Genomic DNA, 16,494 nt, shown 5'->3' with positions numbered 1-16,494 from the left:
GCGAGAGGAAGGCTCCGTCAGCCGCGAAGCATCTCCGCGACCAGGAACGCCAGCTCCAGCGACTGCTGCGTGTTCAGGCGCGGGTCGCAAGCGGTCTCGTACCGGCCGGAAAGGTCCAGATCCGAGATCTCCTGCGCGCCGCCGAGGCATTCGGTGACGTCCTCGCCGGTCAGCTCGACGTGGATGCCGCCGGGGTAGGTGCCGAGCTTGCGGTGCACCTCGAAGAAGCCCTGGACCTCGTCCACGATGCGGTCGAAGTGCCGGGTCTTGTAGCCGTTCGACGACTCGTGCGTGTTGCCGTGCATCGGGTCGCACTGCCAGATGACCTTGTGCCCGGACGCCTCGACCTTCTCGACGATCGCGGGCAGCACCTCGCGGACCTTGCCGTTGCCCATCCGGGCGATCAGCGTCAGTCGGCCGGGCTCGTTGCGCGGGTCGAGCCGCCGGACGTACTCGACGGCCTGCTCGGGCGTGGTCGTCGGGCCGATCTTGATGCCGATCGGGTTGGCCAGCAGTTCGGCGAAGGCGATGTGCGCGCCGTCGAGCTGCCGGGTCCGCTCGCCCACCCAGAGGAAGTGCGAGGACAGGTTGTACAGCTTGGGGTTCGTCGCGTCCGCGCGGTCCATCCGCAGCATCGAGCGCTCGTAGTCCAGCAGCAGCGCCTCGTGACTGGCGAAGATCTCGGTGGACTGCAGTGAGGCGTCGGTGACCCCGCAGGCCGACATGAACCGCAGGCCGCGGTCGATCTCAGCGGCCAGCGCCTCGTAGCGTTCGCTGGCGGGCGAGGACTTCACGAAGTCCTTGTTCCAGTCGTGCACCTGGTGCAGGTCCGCCATCCCGGCGCCGGTGAGCGCGCGGACGAGGTTCATCGCGGCGCCCGCGTTGGCGTAGGCGCGGATCATCCGGCCAGGGTCGGGCACGCGGAGTTCGGGCTTGGCGACGAGCGAGTTGATGATGTCGCCGCGGTACACCGGCAGGCCGAGCGCGTCGGTGGAGGCCGATCGCGGCTTCGCGTACTGGCCGGCGATCCGGCCGACCTTCACCACCGGCAGGCTCGCGCCGTAGGTGAGGACGACGGCCATCTGCAGCAGCGTGCGCAGGTTGGCGCGGATGTGCGGTTCGGTGTTCGACTCGAACGTCTCCGCGCAGTCACCGCCCTGCAGCAGGAACGCCTCGCCGCGGGCGACCATGGCGAGCCGGTCGGCGAGCCGGTCGATCTCGGCCGGGACGGTGATCGGCGGCACACTCTCCAGCACGCCACGTACGCGCTTCGTCAGCTCGGGGTCCGGCCATTCGGGCTGCTGCGCCGCGGGCCGCGAAAGCGCGTCGTCGAGCCGACTGCGCAGCTCTGGAGGCAACGGAGGCAGTTCGGGGAGCGTGTCGACGGGAACGTCCACTGTCCAGTTCACAGGCACCAGGATATGCCGCCGCGAAAGCCGCCCGCCCACCGGGACGACGCTCCCAAAAGGTGGACGGGCGGCCGATGTGCTTAAGCGGCCTGCGCCTTGTTGTAGAGGTTCTGGACGTCCGCGCCGAAGTACGGACCGAACATGTAGCCGGGCAGGAAGGTGTAGCCGAAACTGTTTACCGAAGCCTGGATTCCCGCACCGGTCGCCTCGCTGAAGTTGAGGAACCACGGGCCACCGCTCGAACCACCGGTCATGTTGCAGTTCATCCCGTGGTCCTTGGTCAGCAGGAAGTCGGTGAACGTGCTGCCGCTGCAATAAATCAGCTTCGTGCCGTCGTACGGCGCCGCCGCCGGGTAACCGAACGTGTACATCGACTGGTTACGCGCCTGGTTGAACGCGATCCCCTGCGCGCCGACGACGTCGGTCAGCTTCTGCCCGTTGAGCGGGTTGACCACGGCCGCGCCGACGTCGTAGTTCATGTCCTCACTCGCTTCCCACTGCGGAGTGGTCAGCGTGCTCTTCGCGGCCCAGGTGCCGTAGGGCGTGTTGCCGTTGTCGTAACCGGGCGCGAAGGTCCAGTTGGTGTGCCAGGCGCCCTGGTACTTCACGCAGTGCCCGGCGGTGATCACGACGCTGCCGTTCGCACTGGTGACCGCGTCACCGGAGCACGACGCGTTCCGCCCGCCCATGGTGAAGAACACGCGGCCCGCGGTCTGCACGACCTTGCCCGCCCCCGTCCACGCGCCACCGCCGTTGGGGATGCTCTGGATGATCGTGCTCTGCCCCTTCGCGACGTCCTTCGGCGAAAGGTTCGGAGCCTTGACCAGCTGTTCGATCGGGATCGCCGACCGCATCCGCTCGGGCGTCCAGTACGCCGCGACCGCCTGCGCGTCGGCCGCCGCCTGTTGCTCGGCAGGAGCCGCTTGCGCGGGACTCGCGACCACTGTCAGCGTGGTCACCGCCAACCCCACGAGCGCCGCCAGGATCCCGGTCCGGGAAGCCGTCCTCTTCATGGCGTACCACCTTTCGCCACCGGTGAACTGCCGTATGACTTGCACGACATTCCGAAAGTATTTGTCTCACTACTCGGCGTACAAGCGGCCGTTCGGCCGCATCCGCGATCGCGGATGGACCGTTCGGCCGAGCATGATGAGCTGCCGGTGGTTTTCGCTTCAGCACGCCCCGCCGTCGGTGACGTCGCACGGCCGGTCAGGTGGCCGGGTCCGTGAAGGACGCCTTCACTACTTTCAGGGTAGGCAAGGAGGCCTTCACGGACAGCTGAGCACCCGCGCGGCAGGAACGCCACATTGCGGTACTTCCGATAGAACCCGAATCGCCACTCACGACCTCTAGACCACGGCGAGCGGCAACGCCGTCGGGTGCACCGGCGCGGGAAGATCCGAGGCACCGGTGAGATAAGCGTCGACGGCGCTGGCCACCGAGCGTCCTTCAGCGATCGCCCACACCACCAGCGACGCACCGCGATGCGCGTCGCCGCAGACGAACACGCCAGGTGAGGAGGTCTGCCAGTCCGCGCCGCATGAGAGCGTGCCACGTTTGGTCAGCGACAGGCCGAGTCCGTCGAGCAGTGGCATGTGCTCGACACCCTCGAACCCGATCGCGAGCAGCACGAGGTCGGCTGGCAGTTCCTCGACCTCGTCGTTGACCGGGGTCACCATGCGCTTGCCGGTCTCGGGGTCCTTGACCACGCGGACCTGCCGGAGTTCGACGGCACGCACGTTGCCGTCGTCGTCGCCGACGAACCGGGTGACCGCGACGGCGAACTTGCGCTCGCCCGCCTCCTCGTGCGCCGGGTAGGTGCGCAGGAGGTACGGCCAGGTTGGCCACGGCGAGCGCTCATCGTCCCTTGTGGACGGTGGGGTCGGGTACTGGTCAAGCTGTGTCACCGAAAGCGCGCCCTGCCGGGTCGCGGTGCCGTACGAGTCGGCGCCGGTGTCGCCACCGCCGATGATGACCACGTGCTTGCCGGCCGCGTCGACCGGCGACGGGCCGTCGCCCTCGACGTACTTGTTGGCCGGGACCAGATGTTCCATCGCCAGATGGATCCCGGACAGCTCGCGCCCGGGCGTCGTCGTGTCGTCGCGGCCGCGCAGCGCACCCACGGCGAGCACCACCGCGTCATAGCCTGCCCGGAGTTCCTCGACGGTCAGGTCGACGCCGACCTCGCAGCCGGTGACGAACTTCGTGCCCTCGTTGCGGAGTTGCGAGAGCCGCCGGTCGAGGACCTTCTTCTCCATCTTGAACTCGGGGATGCCGTACCGCAGCAGGCCGCCGAGCCGGTCGTCCCGTTCGTAGACGGTCACTTCGTGGCCGGCGCGGGTCAGCTGCTGCGCGGCGGCGAGCCCGGCGGGGCCGGAGCCGACGACCGCGACCCGCTGGCCCGACGAGACCGCCGAGATCTGCGGCTGGACGTAGCCCGCCTCCCAGGACTGGTCGGCGATCGTCTGCTCGACGCGTTTGATCGCCACCGGGCCGCCGGACAGCGGCGAGACCGACAGGACGCAGCCCGCCTCGCACGGCGCGGGGCACAGCTTCCCGGTGAACTCGGGGAAGTTGTTGGTCGCGTGGAGCCGGTCGCTCGCCGCCGCCCAGTCGCCGCGGCGTACCAGGTCGTTCCACTCCGGGATCAGGTTGCCCAGCGGGCAGCCGGAACCACTGGAGTGACAGAACGGGATGCCGCAGTCCATGCACCGCGAAGCCTGCTTGCGCACCTTTTCGTTGCGCTCGCCGGATTGCACGTCGGCGTACACCTCGCCCCAGTTGGCGAGACGCTCCTCTTTGGACTTCTTCTTCGGCTCTTCGCGCTCGTACTTCAGGAAACCCGTCGGATCAGCCACGAGCGGCCTCCATGATCGCTTCGTCGACGTCGCGGCCCGCGGCGCGCGCCGCCTTCGCCGCGTCAAGGACACGCTGGTAGTCGCGGGGCATCACCTTGGTGAACGCCGCCGAGCGACGCGGCCAGTCGCCGAGCAACGACGCGGCCACGGCCGAACGTGTGAGGTCGTAGTGCTTCTGCACGGTCTTCTTGAGCCAGGCGAGATCCTCGGACCGAGGGGTCAGGAGGTTCACCATCTCCTTGTTGACCTTGCTTCGATCGAGATCGAGCACGAAGGCCTCGCCGCCGGACATGCCCGCGGCGAGGTTGCGCCCGGTCGGGCCGAGCACCACGGCCTGTCCACCGGTCATGTACTCGAAGGCGTGGTCACCGACGCCCTCTACGACGACCATCGCCCCGGAGTTGCGCACGCAGAACCGTTCGCCGACCTGGCCGCGCAGGAACATCTCCCCGCCGGTGGCCCCGTAGGCGAGCGTGTTCCCGGCGATGGTCTGGCCTTCGGCGGCGAACTTCGCGTCCGGATGCGGGCGCACGATGATCCGCCCGCCGGACAGGCCCTTGCCGACGTAGTCGTTGGCGTCCCCGACCATGTCGAGGGTGATGCCACGCGGCAGGAACGCGCCGAGCGACTGCCCGGCGGAACCGGTCAGCAGCACGTGGATCGTGTCCTCGGGCAGGCCCTCACCGCCGTAGCGGCGGGTGATCTCGGAGCCGAGCAGCGTGCCGACGGTCCGGTTCACGTTCCGCACCGGCAGTTCGATACGCACCCGGTGCGCGTCCTCCAGCGCCGCCTCGGCGAGCTGGATCAGCGTCCGGTCGAGCGCGTGTTCCAAACCGTGGTCCTGCGTCCGCGTGCGCCGCTTCGCCCCGCCGTAAGGGGTCTCAATCGGCATCTCGAAGATCGGCGCGAGGTCGAGACCGGAGGCCTTCCAGTGCTCGATCGCCTTGTCGGTGTCGAGGATCTCGGCGTGGCCGATCGCCTCGTCGAGGGTACGGAAACCGAGTGCCGCCAACGTTTCCCGGACTTCTTCGGCGACGAACCGGAAGTAGTTGACCACGTGGTCGGCCTGGCCGGTGTAGCGCTTGCGCAGGTCCGGGCTCTGGGTCGCGACGCCGACCGGACAGGTGTCGAGGTGGCAGACGCGCATCATGACGCAGCCTTCGACGATCAGCGGCGCCGTCGCGAAGCCGTACTCCTCCGCGCCGAGCAGCGCGGCGATGACGACGTCCTTGCCGGTCTTCATCGCGCCGTCGACCTGCACGGTGATCCGGTCGCGCAAACCGTTGAGCAGCAACGTCTGCTGTGTCTCGGCGAGTCCGATCTCCCACGGCGTCCCCGCGTGCTTGAGCGAGTTCATCGGGGAGGCGCCGGTGCCGCCGTCGTGGCCGGAGATCAGCACGACGTCGGCGTGCGCCTTGGACACGCCCGCCGCGACCGTGCCGACGCCGAGCGAGGACACCAGCTTCACGTGGATGCGGGCGTTCTCGTTGGCGTTCTTGAGGTCGTGGATCAGCTGGGCGAGATCCTCGATCGAGTAGATGTCGTGGTGCGGCGGCGGCGAAATGAGCCCGACGCCCGGTGTGGAGTGCCGCGTGCGCGCGATCCACGGGTACACCTTGTTCGGCGGCAGCTGCCCGCCTTCACCCGGCTTCGCGCCCTGCGCCATCTTGATCTGGATGTCGTCGGCGTTGACAAGGTACTCGCTCGTGACACCGAACCGGCCGCTCGCGACCTGCTTGATCGCGCTGCGCCGTTCCGGGTCGTAAAGGCGCTCGGGGTCTTCCCCGCCTTCACCCGTGTTGGAGCGGCCGCCGATGCGGTTCATCGCGATGGCGAGGGTTTCGTGTGCCTCGGCCGAAATCGAGCCGTAGGACATCGCGCCGGTGTTGAAGCGCTTGAAAATCGCCTCGACGGGCTCGACCTCGTCCAGCGGGACGGGCTCACGCGTGCCCTCGCGGAAGGCGAACAGCCCACGCAGGGCGCCACCCTGGCGGTAGAGGCGGTGCACCTCGTCGGAGTACTGCTTGTACACCTCTTCGCGGCCGGTCTTCGTCGCGTGCTGCAACAGGAAGACGGTCTCCGGGGTGAACAGGTGCAGTTCGCCCTCACGGCGGTACGCGTACTCGCCGCCGGTCTCGAGTCCACGGTGGACACGGTCGGTCGGGTTGTCCGGGTACGCGCGGCGGTGGCGCGTGGCGACCTCTTCGGCGAGCACGTTCAGGCCGACGCCGCCGAGCTTCGACGACGTCCCGGTGAAGTACTCGTCGAGCAGATCCTGTGCAAGGCCGAAGGATTCGAACACCTGCGCCGCGGTGTACGCGCCGACGGTCGAGATGCCCATCTTCGACATGATCTTCAGGACGCCCTTCACCAGCGCCTTGACGTAGTTGCGAATCGCTTTGGCGGGCTCGATACCGGTGACGGCACCGGTCGAGATCATGTCCTCGATGGTCTCGAAGGCCAGGTACGGGTTCACCGCGGCGGCGCCGTAGCCCAGCAGCAGCGCGATGTGGTGGACCTCGCGGGCGTCGCCGGTCTCGACGACCAGCGCGACGCGGAGCCTTTCCTTGGTGCGCACCAGATGGTGGTGCACCGAGGACACCAGCAGCAGCGACGGGATCGGCGCCATGCGGTGATCGGAGTCGCGGTCGGACAGCACGAGCGTGCGCGCGCCCGCCGCGATCGCCTCGGAGGCTTCGCGCCGGACCCGTTCGATCGCCGATGCCAGCGCGTCGGCTCCACCGTCCACTTCGTACAGTCCGGAAAGGACACTGCACGCGAAGCCGGGAAGATCGCCGTCGTCGTTGATGTGGATCAGCTTGGCGAGTTCGTCGTTGTCGATCACCGGATACGGCAGCTGCACATGGCGGCAGGAGGCAGGCCCGGGGGCGAGCAGGTTCCGCTCGGGGCCCATGATCCGGCTCATCGAGGTGACCAGTTCTTCACGGATCGCGTCCAGCGGCGGGTTGGTGACCTGCGCGAAGTTCTGCTTGAAGTAGTCGTAGAGCAGCCTCGAACGCTGCGACAGCACCGCGGGCGGGCTGTCGGAGCCCATCGAACCGATCGGCTCCGCCGCCTTGACCACCATCGGCGCGAGGAGGATCTTCAGCTCTTCTTCGGTGTAGCCGAAGGAAAGCTGGCGCCGCAGCACCGAATCGTGGCTCTGCACGATGTGGTCGCGGTCGGGCAGGTCGGCGATCTGCAGGAGACCGGCGTGCAGCCAGCCCTCGTACGGCAGTTCCTTGGCCAGCTCCGACTTGACCTCTTCGTCGTCGACGATCCGGCCTGCTTCGGTGTCCACCAGGAACATGCGGCCGGGCTTGAGTCGCCCCTTGGCCACGACGTCCGCGGGGGCGACGTCGAGGACCCCTGCCTCGCTGGCCAGTACGACGCGGTCGTCGGCGGTGCGCCACCATCGGGCGGGACGCAGGCCGTTGCGGTCCAGCACCGCGCCGACGAGCGTGCCGTCGGTGAAGGTGACACAGGCCGGGCCGTCCCACGGCTCCATCAGGCTGGCGTGGAACTGGTAGAACGCACGACGCTGGGCGTTCATCCCGGTGTGGTTCTCCCACGCCTCGGGGATCATCATCAGCACCGCGTGCGGCAGCGACCGGCCGCCGAGGTGCAGCAGCTCCAGCACCTCGTCGAAGGAGGCGGAGTCCGACGCGTCGGCCGAGCAGATTGGATACAGGCGGGTGAGGTCGCCGGAGATGAGGTCCGATTCGAGCAGCGCCTCACGGGCGCGCATGCGGTTGCGGTTGCCCCGGATGGTGTTGATCTCGCCGTTGTGCGCGACGAACCGGAACGGATGCGCCAGCGGCCACGACGGGAAGGTGTTGGTGGAGAACCGGGAATGCACGAGCGCGATGGCGCTGGTGAGCCGGGTGTCGGTCAGGTCGGTGAAGAAGAGCGGAAGCTGCCCCGGGGTCAGCATTCCCTTGTAGACGATCGTCCGCGAGGACAGCGACGGGAAGTAGGTGCCGCAATCCGCGGTCACACTCTCGTTCTCGACGCGCTTGCGCAGGCAGAAGGCCAGGCGATCCAGTTCGAGACCGCCGGGGCGCCGTCCGTCGGTCTCCGCGGCCGCGACGAACAGCATCGCGAAATGCGGCATCACCGAACGCGCCGTCGGGCCGATGCCGGCGAGATCGGCGTCGACCGGGACCTCCCGCCAGCCGAGGACGTCGAGACCCTCTTCGGTGGCGATCCGTTCGATCAGGGCGACGGCCTTGCCGCGCTCCTCGGTGTCCGAGGGCAGGAAACCGAGCCCGGTCGCGTAGGTCTGCTGACCGTCCGCGTCCGCCTCGGGCAGGGCGAACTCCACTTCGGCCCGGAACAGCCCGTCGGGCAGCTGCAACAGGATGCCCGCACCGTCACCACTGGTCGGCTCCGCACCGGCGGCGCCACGGTGGTCGAGGTTCGTCAGCGCGGCAAGGCCGTCGGTGACGATGCCGTGCGAGCGGCGCCCACGGACGTCGGCCACCATGGCCACACCGCAGGAGTCCTGTTCGGATTCGGGATCGTAGAGACCCTGTTTGCCGGGAATGGCGGAGAAGATCATGAAGGGACCTCCTTCGTCGTCTGTGCTCAGCGACCGGACGGACCGGCCGGGGGAATGCGCACGGGACGACGATGGCCCGTTCGTTAGCGCGACTTTAACACCTGGGAAACATGCGGGCATTAGTTCATCGGACGAGAAAGCCTGCCGATGGGTAACGATCTGGATGCCCGGAACGACACAGTTCCTGATGGGGTCACGGTAGTTCGTTCCGCTAAGTATATGTCTTGTTCCGGGATGTCACGAGACGCGGTGAGGCGACCCTAGTCACTTCAGGCGTACTCCGCACCCCGGGACACATAACTAGAACGTGTTTCAGTTTCGCGCATGCTCCTGGCCTTGGCCCTCGCCGACGTGGCGTCCCTGGTCGCCGCCACCGGCAGGCGCGCATCGCGACGGCGGAACCTATCCCCGGCCACTGCTGGAAACCACCGCCGACTTCCTCGAAGAAGCTTTCGTTTCACCGTTTCACCGTTCCACCGCCCACGCGCTGACCGTCGCGGCGGCACCGTCCTTACTGGAGAACGGGTGACGGGGCCGCTGTGCCGATCCCCGAGTCCGTGAAGGCCTCCTTGAGGGACCCAGAGTCCCTTAAGGAGGCCTTCACGGACCACCGCTCCACGCCGGTGCGAGGACCTGGAGCGGCTACTTCTCGGAGTCGGGTTTCGGGTCCTCGGTCGCCTTGTCCGCGGCCGAGTCCCGCACCGTGTCCGGAGCCGCCGCGACCTCCGCGTGTTCCTCGCTCTTGGGCGCCTCGTCGGAGGAAGTGGAAGTGGAAGTGTCGTCGCGTGGCACGCCCTTGCTCCACAGCGTTTCCGGCAACTCCCGTGGCCCCCGCTTGGCGGCCAGGACGAAGTAGGCGATCGCCGCCGCGAACAGCAGGATCGAGGTCCACACGTTGACCCGCAGGCCGAGGATGTGGTTCGCGGTGTCGGTCCGCATCATCTCGATCCAGAACCGGCCCGCGGTGTATCCGGCGACGTAGAGCGCGAACACGCGGCCGTGGCCGAGGCGGAACTTCTTGTCCGCCCAGATGACCAGCAGCGCGACGCCGAGGTTCCAGATCAGCTCGTAGAGGAACGTCGGGTGCACCGGGCTGTCCGGCAGCGGGACGTGCCCGATCGCGATGCCGTTCAGGAAGTCGTCCGGGTTGGTCGGGTTGTAGCGCTGGTAGATCTCCAGGCCCCACGGCAGATCCGTGTGCGCGCCGTAGAGCTCCTGGTTGAAGTAGTTGCCGACCCGCCCGATGGCCTGGGCGATCACGATGCCCGGCGCGAGCGCGTCCGCCATCGCGGGCAGCGGGATCCCCCGGCGGCGGCAGGCGATGAGCGCGCCGACCGCGCCCAGCGCGATCGCGCCCCAGATGCCGAGGCCGCCGTCCCAGATCTTCAGCGCGTTGATCGGGTTTTTGCCCTCGCCGAAGTAAAGCTGGTTGTCGGTGATGACGTGATACAGCCGCCCGCCGACCAGGCCGAACGGCACCGCGAAGACGGCGACGTCGACGACGGTCCCCTTCGTGCCACCCCGGGCCACCCAGCGCCGCTCGCCCAGCCAGATCGCCACGATGATGCCGGCGATGATGCAGAGCGCGTAGGCGCGGAGCGGGACCGGTCCGATATGCCAGACGCCCTGGTCGGGGCTGGGGATGGTCGCGAGGAACGCTGCCGAGGCGGTATTCACGTCGGCCACCGTAGCGCTTCTTCCACGTCTTGGGACCGTCAGCCCTCGACGGCGGCCAGATAACCGGCGATCAGGGCCCGCGCGACGTAGCCGACCGCGGCGTCCGGCGGCAGGAACAGCTCATCGTGCAGGCTGGGCGCACCGGCGGTGTCGCCGAGGCCGACGAACAGCATCAGCCCGCGCGTCACCCCGCAGTAGTGCGCGAAATCGTCGGCGCCGAACGACCGGAAATCGAGGTCGACGCCCGCCCCGGCGCGGACGAGCCGCCGGTGCGCGTGCTGAGTGAGCCCGGCGTCGTTGTGCAACACGGGTTCACACGGGCTGATCTCCAGTTCCGCCCGGCAGCCATGCGCTTTCGCGGTGCCGTGGACGACCTCGGCGAGTCCCTCCAGCGCGAGGTCACGGTCCTCCGCGCGCATCAGCCGCAGCGAGCCGGACAGGCGGGCCTCGTTCGGCACCACGTTCGCCGTCGTCCCCGCCTCGATCCGGCCCACCGAGCAGACCGCGCCGAACACGGGGTCGACGCGGCGGCTCGCGAGCTGCTGCAGGCTCACCACGATCTGGCTGAGCGCGAGGATCGGGTCCCGCAGCAGATGCGGGTAGCCCGCGTGCCCGCCCTGGCCGCGGACGACCACGTCGAACTCGTCGGTGGACGCGTTGACCGGTCCCGGCACCGCCGAGACCACACCCACGGCGAGCCGCGGCTGGACGTGCGCGCCGATGACCGTCTCGACGCCGTACTCGGCGAGCACCCCGGACTCGACGATGTCCAGCGCGCCGGACGGCGATGTCTCCTCACGCGGCTGCAGGAGCGCGAGAAGCGGCCGCGGCACCCCGACGACGGCCGCCGCGCGGCAGGTCGCGACGAGTGCGGCCATGTGCACGTCGTGCCCGCACGCGTGCATCAACGGCGTCTCCGAAGCCCACGGGACGCCGGTCCGTTCGGTGACCGGCAACGCGTCCAATTCGGCGCGCAGCGCCACGGCCGGTCCCGGACCGGTGCCGGGGAACAGCACGGCACGCCCGGTCTTGGCGACCCGGACACCGTCGGCGCCCAGCGCTTCGACGAGGACCCGCGCGGTGTCCTCTTCATCCCCCGACGCGCGGGGATCGGCGTGTACCCGGTGCCGCAGCTCGATCGCGGACGGCAGTTCCGCCTCGACGGCCACCTCCCACCGGTCCTGCAGTTCGTCCAGTTCCGTCATGTCCCCTCCAGCCCGTACACCCGTTCGGCGTTGCGATGCCCCACCAGCGCCGTGATCCGGCGAGCGTCCACTTCGGACAGTACGTCGGCGGACAGCCCGGCGTACAGGAAGTCCGACAGTCCCTGCCGGAAGAACCCGGTGCCGAGGTGGTACAGCTCGGCGAGCCCGAACGCGTCGGTGGAGAACAGCAGTTTCCCGAACGGCACTGTCTCCATTGTCTCCGCGATGATCGCGGGCGCACGGTGACCGGCGTTGTGTGTCGCGAGTCCCACGTCGATGAACACGTGCTCGAAGACCTGCGCCAGATACACGGCGTTCCGGTGGAAGGGGTAGTTGTGCAGCAGCATGATCGGCACCCCACGAGACCGCGTCGCCCGCAGCAGCCCGGTGAGCAGCAGCGGATCGCAGCGGTGCGGGTCGACGTCGGAATCGCCGAAGCCGACGTGGAACTGGATCGGCAGGGCCAGGTCGATCCCGGCCCAAATCAGGAACCGGTGCAGCACCTCGTCCGCGAGCCGGGCCGGTTCGCCCGCCTCGATTCCGGCGAGCCAGCGGCCGGCCGCCTCGGTGACTTCGGTGGCCGCAGGGCGCTCCCCCGCCAGGTCCAGGCCGACCCGGTAGGCGGCGATGGACTCGAAGCAGATCGCCGTCGTGGCGCGTTTCGCCAGCTCAGCGGTGAAGGCCGCACCGAAGCCGGCCGCGGTGGTGGAGACGATCACCGCTTCGGCGACCTGTTCGAGCCGGACGATTTCCCGCGCGTTGGCACCGGACAGAGCCGCGAATTGCCCGGTCGTGGTCAGTGTGTCCGGCTGAAAGCCGCCGTCGAGGAGGAACTCGGTCGTACCGGTGGCGCGCAGGAAGCGCGCGTTCACCTCGGCCGCTCCCAGTTCGGCGCGGCGGGCCAGGTAGACCTCGGCCGGGACGTGCGGCGGCAGGCCGAGCACCGGGGCGCAGCGGGCCCGGACCGCGAGACCGATCAGCGAGTCGAACAAGGTCGTGCCCAGCGACGAGACGGTGTCGGCCTCGGTGAGCATCTGCTCGAACTCGATCCGGCCGAGATCGCCGGTGACGACGCCGTGGCAGTGGTGGTCCACCAGCCGCGTCTCGGCGACGAACGGCAGCATCGGAGTTCCCGGCATGGCACGTCCTTTCTCGTGATCGACGAGTGCGCCCCACCTTATGACCGGATCCGGGCGTGGCAAGGGCCTCGCGATGAGGCCAGGACGGGGAACCATGGTGAACCGGGAAACTCCGACAGCCCGCGCGACCGCCTCGTCGGAGATCTCCGGGCGCGGGGTGTCGAACTGGTGGCGCTGACCTTCGTGGACAACGCCGGATCGCGCGGGTCAAGGCGGTGCCACTACGGAAGCTGCCGTCCGCGGCCGCGTGAGGTGTGGGTGCCGCGAACTGCTTCGACGACGGCATCACCGGTGGCGAGCATTCGCTCGGACCGGTCGGCGATCTGCGGCTGCATCCGGATCTCGACGCGCTGACCGTCCTCGCCGGGCAGCCCGGACGATCCGACGTCGGCCACCGCGGGCCCGGCCTACGGCTACACGCGGCTTTCCGAGCGTGCGGACTATCTCCGCCAGCTGGTGTCCACTTTGGACCAAAGGGGGTCGGGGTGGAGCAGATCCACCCCGAGTACGCCGACGGCTGGTGCGGGGTGGCCGGGAACCGTGACTCGGCGGCGACCCCGGGTCGCTGAGCGTTCGGCGCGCCGCTGGCGACGACGATCGTGGACGTTCGGCGGACCGAGATCGAGCGGTTCGCGCTCGCGGGCCCGGAGGAGATCACCGAGGCGCAGCGGTGGCGGCACCGACCACCGCCGCGCCTTCGGCTCACGTCGGATCAAGCGGGGGCGACGGTTTTCCGCACCCCCGCGGACAGCTCGGCCGAAAGCTCGCGAACCGCGTCGAGTCCGCTCGCCGCGGCCGTCACCAAAGCCGAGCCGACGATGACACCGTCGGCGAAGCCTGCGACCTGGGCGGCCTGCTCGCCGGAGCGAACGCCCAGCCCGACACCGATCGGCAGATCCGTATGCGCGCGGGTCCGTGCGACCAGGTCCTCGGCGTGCACGCCGACCTGGTCACGAGCGCCTGTCACGCCCATGACCGCGGTGGCGTACACAAAGCCTGAAGAGGCCTCGACGGTCTTCGCGATTCGCTCCTCCGAGGAGGACGGCGCGACCAGGAAGATCCGGTCCAGACCGTGCTGCTCGGACGCGGCCATCCACTCGTCGGCCTCGTCCGGGATCAGGTCCGGGGTGATCATCCCGAGCCCGCCCGCCGCGGCGAGGTCTCGCGCGAAGCGGTCGACGCCGTAGCGGTGCACCGGGTTCCAGTACGTCATCACGACGGCCTTGCCGCCGCGTGAGGACACCGACTCGACGATCTCGAACAGGTGCTTGAGCTTGAAACCACCGGAAAGGGCGCTCACCGAAGCGGCTTGGATGGTGGGGCCGTCCATCACCGGGTCCGAGTAGGGCACACCCACCTCGACCACGTCGGCGCCACCGTCGACCACCGCGGCCAGCAGGTCCTTGGACCCGTCGACCGTGGGGAAGCCCGCCGGGAGGTACCCGATCAGGGCACCGCGGCCCTCCGCACGCGTCTTCGCGAAGAGGTCACAAAGCCCGCTCACGCGTCCTCCACCAGGCCGAAGTACTTCGCGGCGGTGTCCATGTCCTTGTCGCCACGACCGGACAGGTTCACCACGATCAGGCCCTCGGGGCCCAGTTCACGGCCCAGCACCAGCGAGCCGGCCAGCGCGTGCGCCGACTCGATCGCGGGGATGATGCCCTCGGTGCGCGAAAGCAGCTTGAAAGCGTCCATCGCCTCGGCGTCGGTCACCGACCGGTACTCGGCGCGGCCGCTGTCCTTGAGCCACGAGTGCTCCGGGCCGACGCCCGGGTAGTCCAGGCCCGCGGAGATCGAGTGCGACTCGACGGTCTGCCCGTCCTCGTCCTGCAGCAGGTACGTCATCGCGCCGTGCAGGTTGCCAGGGGTGCCCTTGGTCAGCGTGGCGCCGTGGCGATTGCCGTCGATGCCCTCACCGCCCGGCTCGAGGCCGACGAGCCGGACCGCCGGGTCGTCGATGAAGCCGTGGAAGATCCCGATCGCGTTCGATCCGCCGCCGACGCAGGCCGCGACGGCGTCCGGCAGGCGTCCGGCCTGCTCCAGGATCTGGACGCGGGCCTCCTCGCCGATGATCTTGTGGAAGTTCCGCACCATCATCGGGAACGGGTACGGGCCCGCCGCCGTGCCGAACAGGTAGTGCGTGGTGTCGGCGTTGGTGACCCAGTCGCGCAGTGCCTCGTTGATCGCGTCCTTGAGCGTGCGCGAACCGGTCTTCACCGGGATGACCTCGGCGCCGAGCAGCTTCATGCGCGCCACGTTCAGCGCCTGCCGCTCGGTGTCGACCTGGCCCATGTAGACGATGCATTCCAGGTCGAGCAGCGCGCAGGCGGTGGCCGTCGCCACGCCGTGCTGCCCGGCCCCGGTCTCGGCGATGACCCGCTTCTTGCCCATCCGTTTGGTGAGCAGCGCCTGGCCCAGCACGTTGTTGATCTTGTGCGAGCCGGTGTGGTTCAGGTCCTCGCGCTTGAGGAAGACCCGGGCACCGCCGGCGTGCTCACCGAAGCGCTTGGCCTCGGTGAGCAGCGACGGACGGCCGGCGTAGTCGCGCAGCAGGCGCCGGAACTCGTTGACGAACTCCGGGTCGGTCCGTGCCTTGTCGTACTCGGCCGCGACCTCGTCGACGACGCCGATCAGCGCCTCGGGCATGAACCGCCCGCCGAACGGGCCGTAGTAGCCCCGCTCGTCCGGGTCGTGCTTGCCGTGCGGCTCCTCGGTGTACTCGGTGGTCATCGAGAAGGCCTCGGGCACGCGGGGTGCGATCCGGCGGTGACCAGCTTGACCAGCGCGCCCTTCGGGTCGCCGGACGCGACGAGCCCTTCGCCCACGAGGACGGCGTCGGCACCGTGACCCGCGTAGGACATCAGGTCACCAGGGCCGCGGACACCGGACTCGGCGATCTTGAAGACGTCCATCGGCAGGCCGGGGGCCAGCCGTGAGAAGACGTCCCTGTCGACCTCGAGCGTGTGCAGGTTGCGGGCGTTGACGCCGATCACCTTCGCGCCTGCTTCGAGGGCCTTGTCGGCCTCTTCGGCGTTGTGGATCTCGACCAGCGCTGTCATCCCCAGGGATTCCACCCGGTCCAGCAGCGCGATGAGGGCGTTCTGCTCCAGCGCCGCCACGATCAGCAGGACCATGTCCGCGCCGTGCAGCCTCGCTTCGTGGACCTGATACGGGCTGACGACGAAGTCCTTGCGCAGCACCGGGATGTCGACCGCCGCGCGGACCGCGTCGAGGTCGGCGAGCGAGCCGCCGAACCGTCGCTGCTCGGTCAGCACGCTGATCACCCGTGCGCCGCCGTCGGCGTAGTCCTTCGCCAGTGCGGCCGGATCCGGGATCTCGGCCAGGTCGCCCTTCGACGGGCTGCGCCGCTTCACCTCGGCGATGACGCCGATACCGGACTCCCGCAGGGCCGCGAGCACGTCTCGGGGAGGCGCGACCTGGGTCGCGCGCTTCTTCAGTTCGTCGAACGGCAGAACCGCCTCGCGCTCGGCGAGATCGGCCCGGACGCCGGCGACGATGTCTTCGAGCACGCTCACCGGAGGTCCCCACCGGCCGTCGTACTCACGGATTCCTTCGCAAGGTCGCTCACAAAAACCTTCCCCTTCCCGCCGAAACGATGCTAACCCCCGCACTGATACGGCCTGG

At 69.0% G+C, this 16,494-nt stretch carries 11 protein-coding genes; all 11 read right to left on the bottom strand.

Annotation, left to right across the window (positions count from 1 at the left end; translation table 11 throughout):
- Window positions 1–17: 17 nt before the first annotated feature.
- The 11 genes from ACM6LU_RS14010 to trpC all read right to left on the bottom strand — a co-directional run bounded on the left by ACM6LU_RS14010 (window position 18) and on the right by trpC (window position 16,385).
- A complete protein-coding gene (locus ACM6LU_RS14010; protein WP_414938093.1) occupies window positions 18–1,409 on the bottom strand; it encodes a class II 3-deoxy-7-phosphoheptulonate synthase in 1,392 nt (463 codons plus the stop codon).
- Between the two features lie 80 nt (window positions 1,410–1,489).
- Complete coding sequence (locus ACM6LU_RS14005) at window positions 1,490–2,422, bottom strand: trypsin-like serine peptidase (RefSeq protein WP_414938092.1); 933 nt, start codon at window positions 2,420–2,422, stop codon at window positions 1,490–1,492.
- Window positions 2,423–2,758: 336 nt separating this feature from the next.
- The gene (locus tag ACM6LU_RS14000; protein WP_414938091.1) at window positions 2,759–4,267 is read right to left on the bottom strand and encodes a glutamate synthase subunit beta; all 1,509 of its coding nucleotides are present in this window, start codon (window positions 4,265–4,267) and stop codon (window positions 2,759–2,761) included.
- Entirely contained in the window at window positions 4,260–8,828 is a 4,569-nt protein-coding gene (gene gltB / locus ACM6LU_RS13995; protein WP_414938090.1) for a glutamate synthase large subunit, read from the bottom strand. The genes ACM6LU_RS14000 and gltB overlap by 8 nt, the downstream gene beginning before the upstream one ends.
- 642 nt (window positions 8,829–9,470) lie before the next feature.
- Window positions 9,471–10,514 carry a prolipoprotein diacylglyceryl transferase gene (gene lgt, locus ACM6LU_RS13990; protein WP_414938089.1) on the bottom strand — a complete coding sequence of 348 codons (1,044 nt, stop codon included), beginning with the start codon at window positions 10,512–10,514 and terminating at the stop codon, window positions 9,471–9,473.
- 29 nt (window positions 10,515–10,543) lie between these two features.
- On the bottom strand, window positions 10,544–11,710 hold the full coding sequence (locus tag ACM6LU_RS13985) for a M20 metallopeptidase family protein (protein ID WP_414938088.1): 1,167 nt from the start codon (window positions 11,708–11,710) through the stop codon (window positions 10,544–10,546).
- Complete coding sequence (locus ACM6LU_RS13980; protein ID WP_414938087.1) at window positions 11,707–12,849, bottom strand: amidohydrolase family protein; 1,143 nt, start codon at window positions 12,847–12,849, stop codon at window positions 11,707–11,709. Before ACM6LU_RS13980 ends, ACM6LU_RS13985 begins: the two co-directional genes overlap by 4 nt.
- 221 nt (window positions 12,850–13,070) lie before the next feature.
- The gene (locus ACM6LU_RS13975; RefSeq protein ID WP_414938086.1) at window positions 13,071–13,244 is read right to left on the bottom strand and encodes a hypothetical protein; all 174 of its coding nucleotides are present in this window, start codon (window positions 13,242–13,244) and stop codon (window positions 13,071–13,073) included.
- A gap of 317 nt (window positions 13,245–13,561) precedes the next feature.
- Entirely contained in the window at window positions 13,562–14,353 is a 792-nt protein-coding gene (gene trpA / locus ACM6LU_RS13970; protein ID WP_414938085.1) for a tryptophan synthase subunit alpha, read from the bottom strand.
- Window positions 14,350–15,579 carry a tryptophan synthase subunit beta gene (gene trpB / locus ACM6LU_RS13965; protein ID WP_414938084.1) on the bottom strand — a complete coding sequence of 410 codons (1,230 nt, stop codon included), beginning with the start codon at window positions 15,577–15,579 and terminating at the stop codon, window positions 14,350–14,352. The genes trpA and trpB overlap by 4 nt, the downstream gene beginning before the upstream one ends.
- On the bottom strand, window positions 15,576–16,385 hold the full coding sequence (trpC, locus tag ACM6LU_RS13960; RefSeq protein ID WP_414938083.1) for an indole-3-glycerol phosphate synthase TrpC: 810 nt from the start codon (window positions 16,383–16,385) through the stop codon (window positions 15,576–15,578). The genes trpB and trpC overlap by 4 nt, the downstream gene beginning before the upstream one ends.
- Window positions 16,386–16,494: the final 109 nt, after the last annotated feature.

It is taken from the genome of Amycolatopsis sp. cmx-11-51, from assembly GCF_047608665.1.
Lineage (GTDB): Bacteria > Actinomycetota > Actinomycetes > Mycobacteriales > Pseudonocardiaceae > Amycolatopsis.
This window is presented reverse-complemented; position numbering and strand designations above follow the sequence as displayed.

What these genes read in the sequence shown, in the direction of transcription:
- ACM6LU_RS13980 (WP_414938087.1), bottom strand. Translation starts at nt 12,849, where the DNA reads ATGCCGGGAACTCCGATGCTGCCGTTCGTCGCCGAGACGCGGCTGGTG.
- gltB (WP_414938090.1), bottom strand. Translation starts at nt 8,828, where the DNA reads ATGATCTTCTCCGCCATTCCCGGCAAACAGGGTCTCTACGATCCCGAA.
- ACM6LU_RS14005 (WP_414938092.1), bottom strand. Translation starts at nt 2,422, where the DNA reads ATGAAGAGGACGGCTTCCCGGACCGGGATCCTGGCGGCGCTCGTGGGG.
- ACM6LU_RS13985 (WP_414938088.1), bottom strand. Translation starts at nt 11,710, where the DNA reads ATGACGGAACTGGACGAACTGCAGGACCGGTGGGAGGTGGCCGTCGAG.
- trpB (WP_414938084.1), bottom strand. Translation starts at nt 15,579, where the DNA reads ATGACCACCGAGTACACCGAGGAGCCGCACGGCAAGCACGACCCGGAC.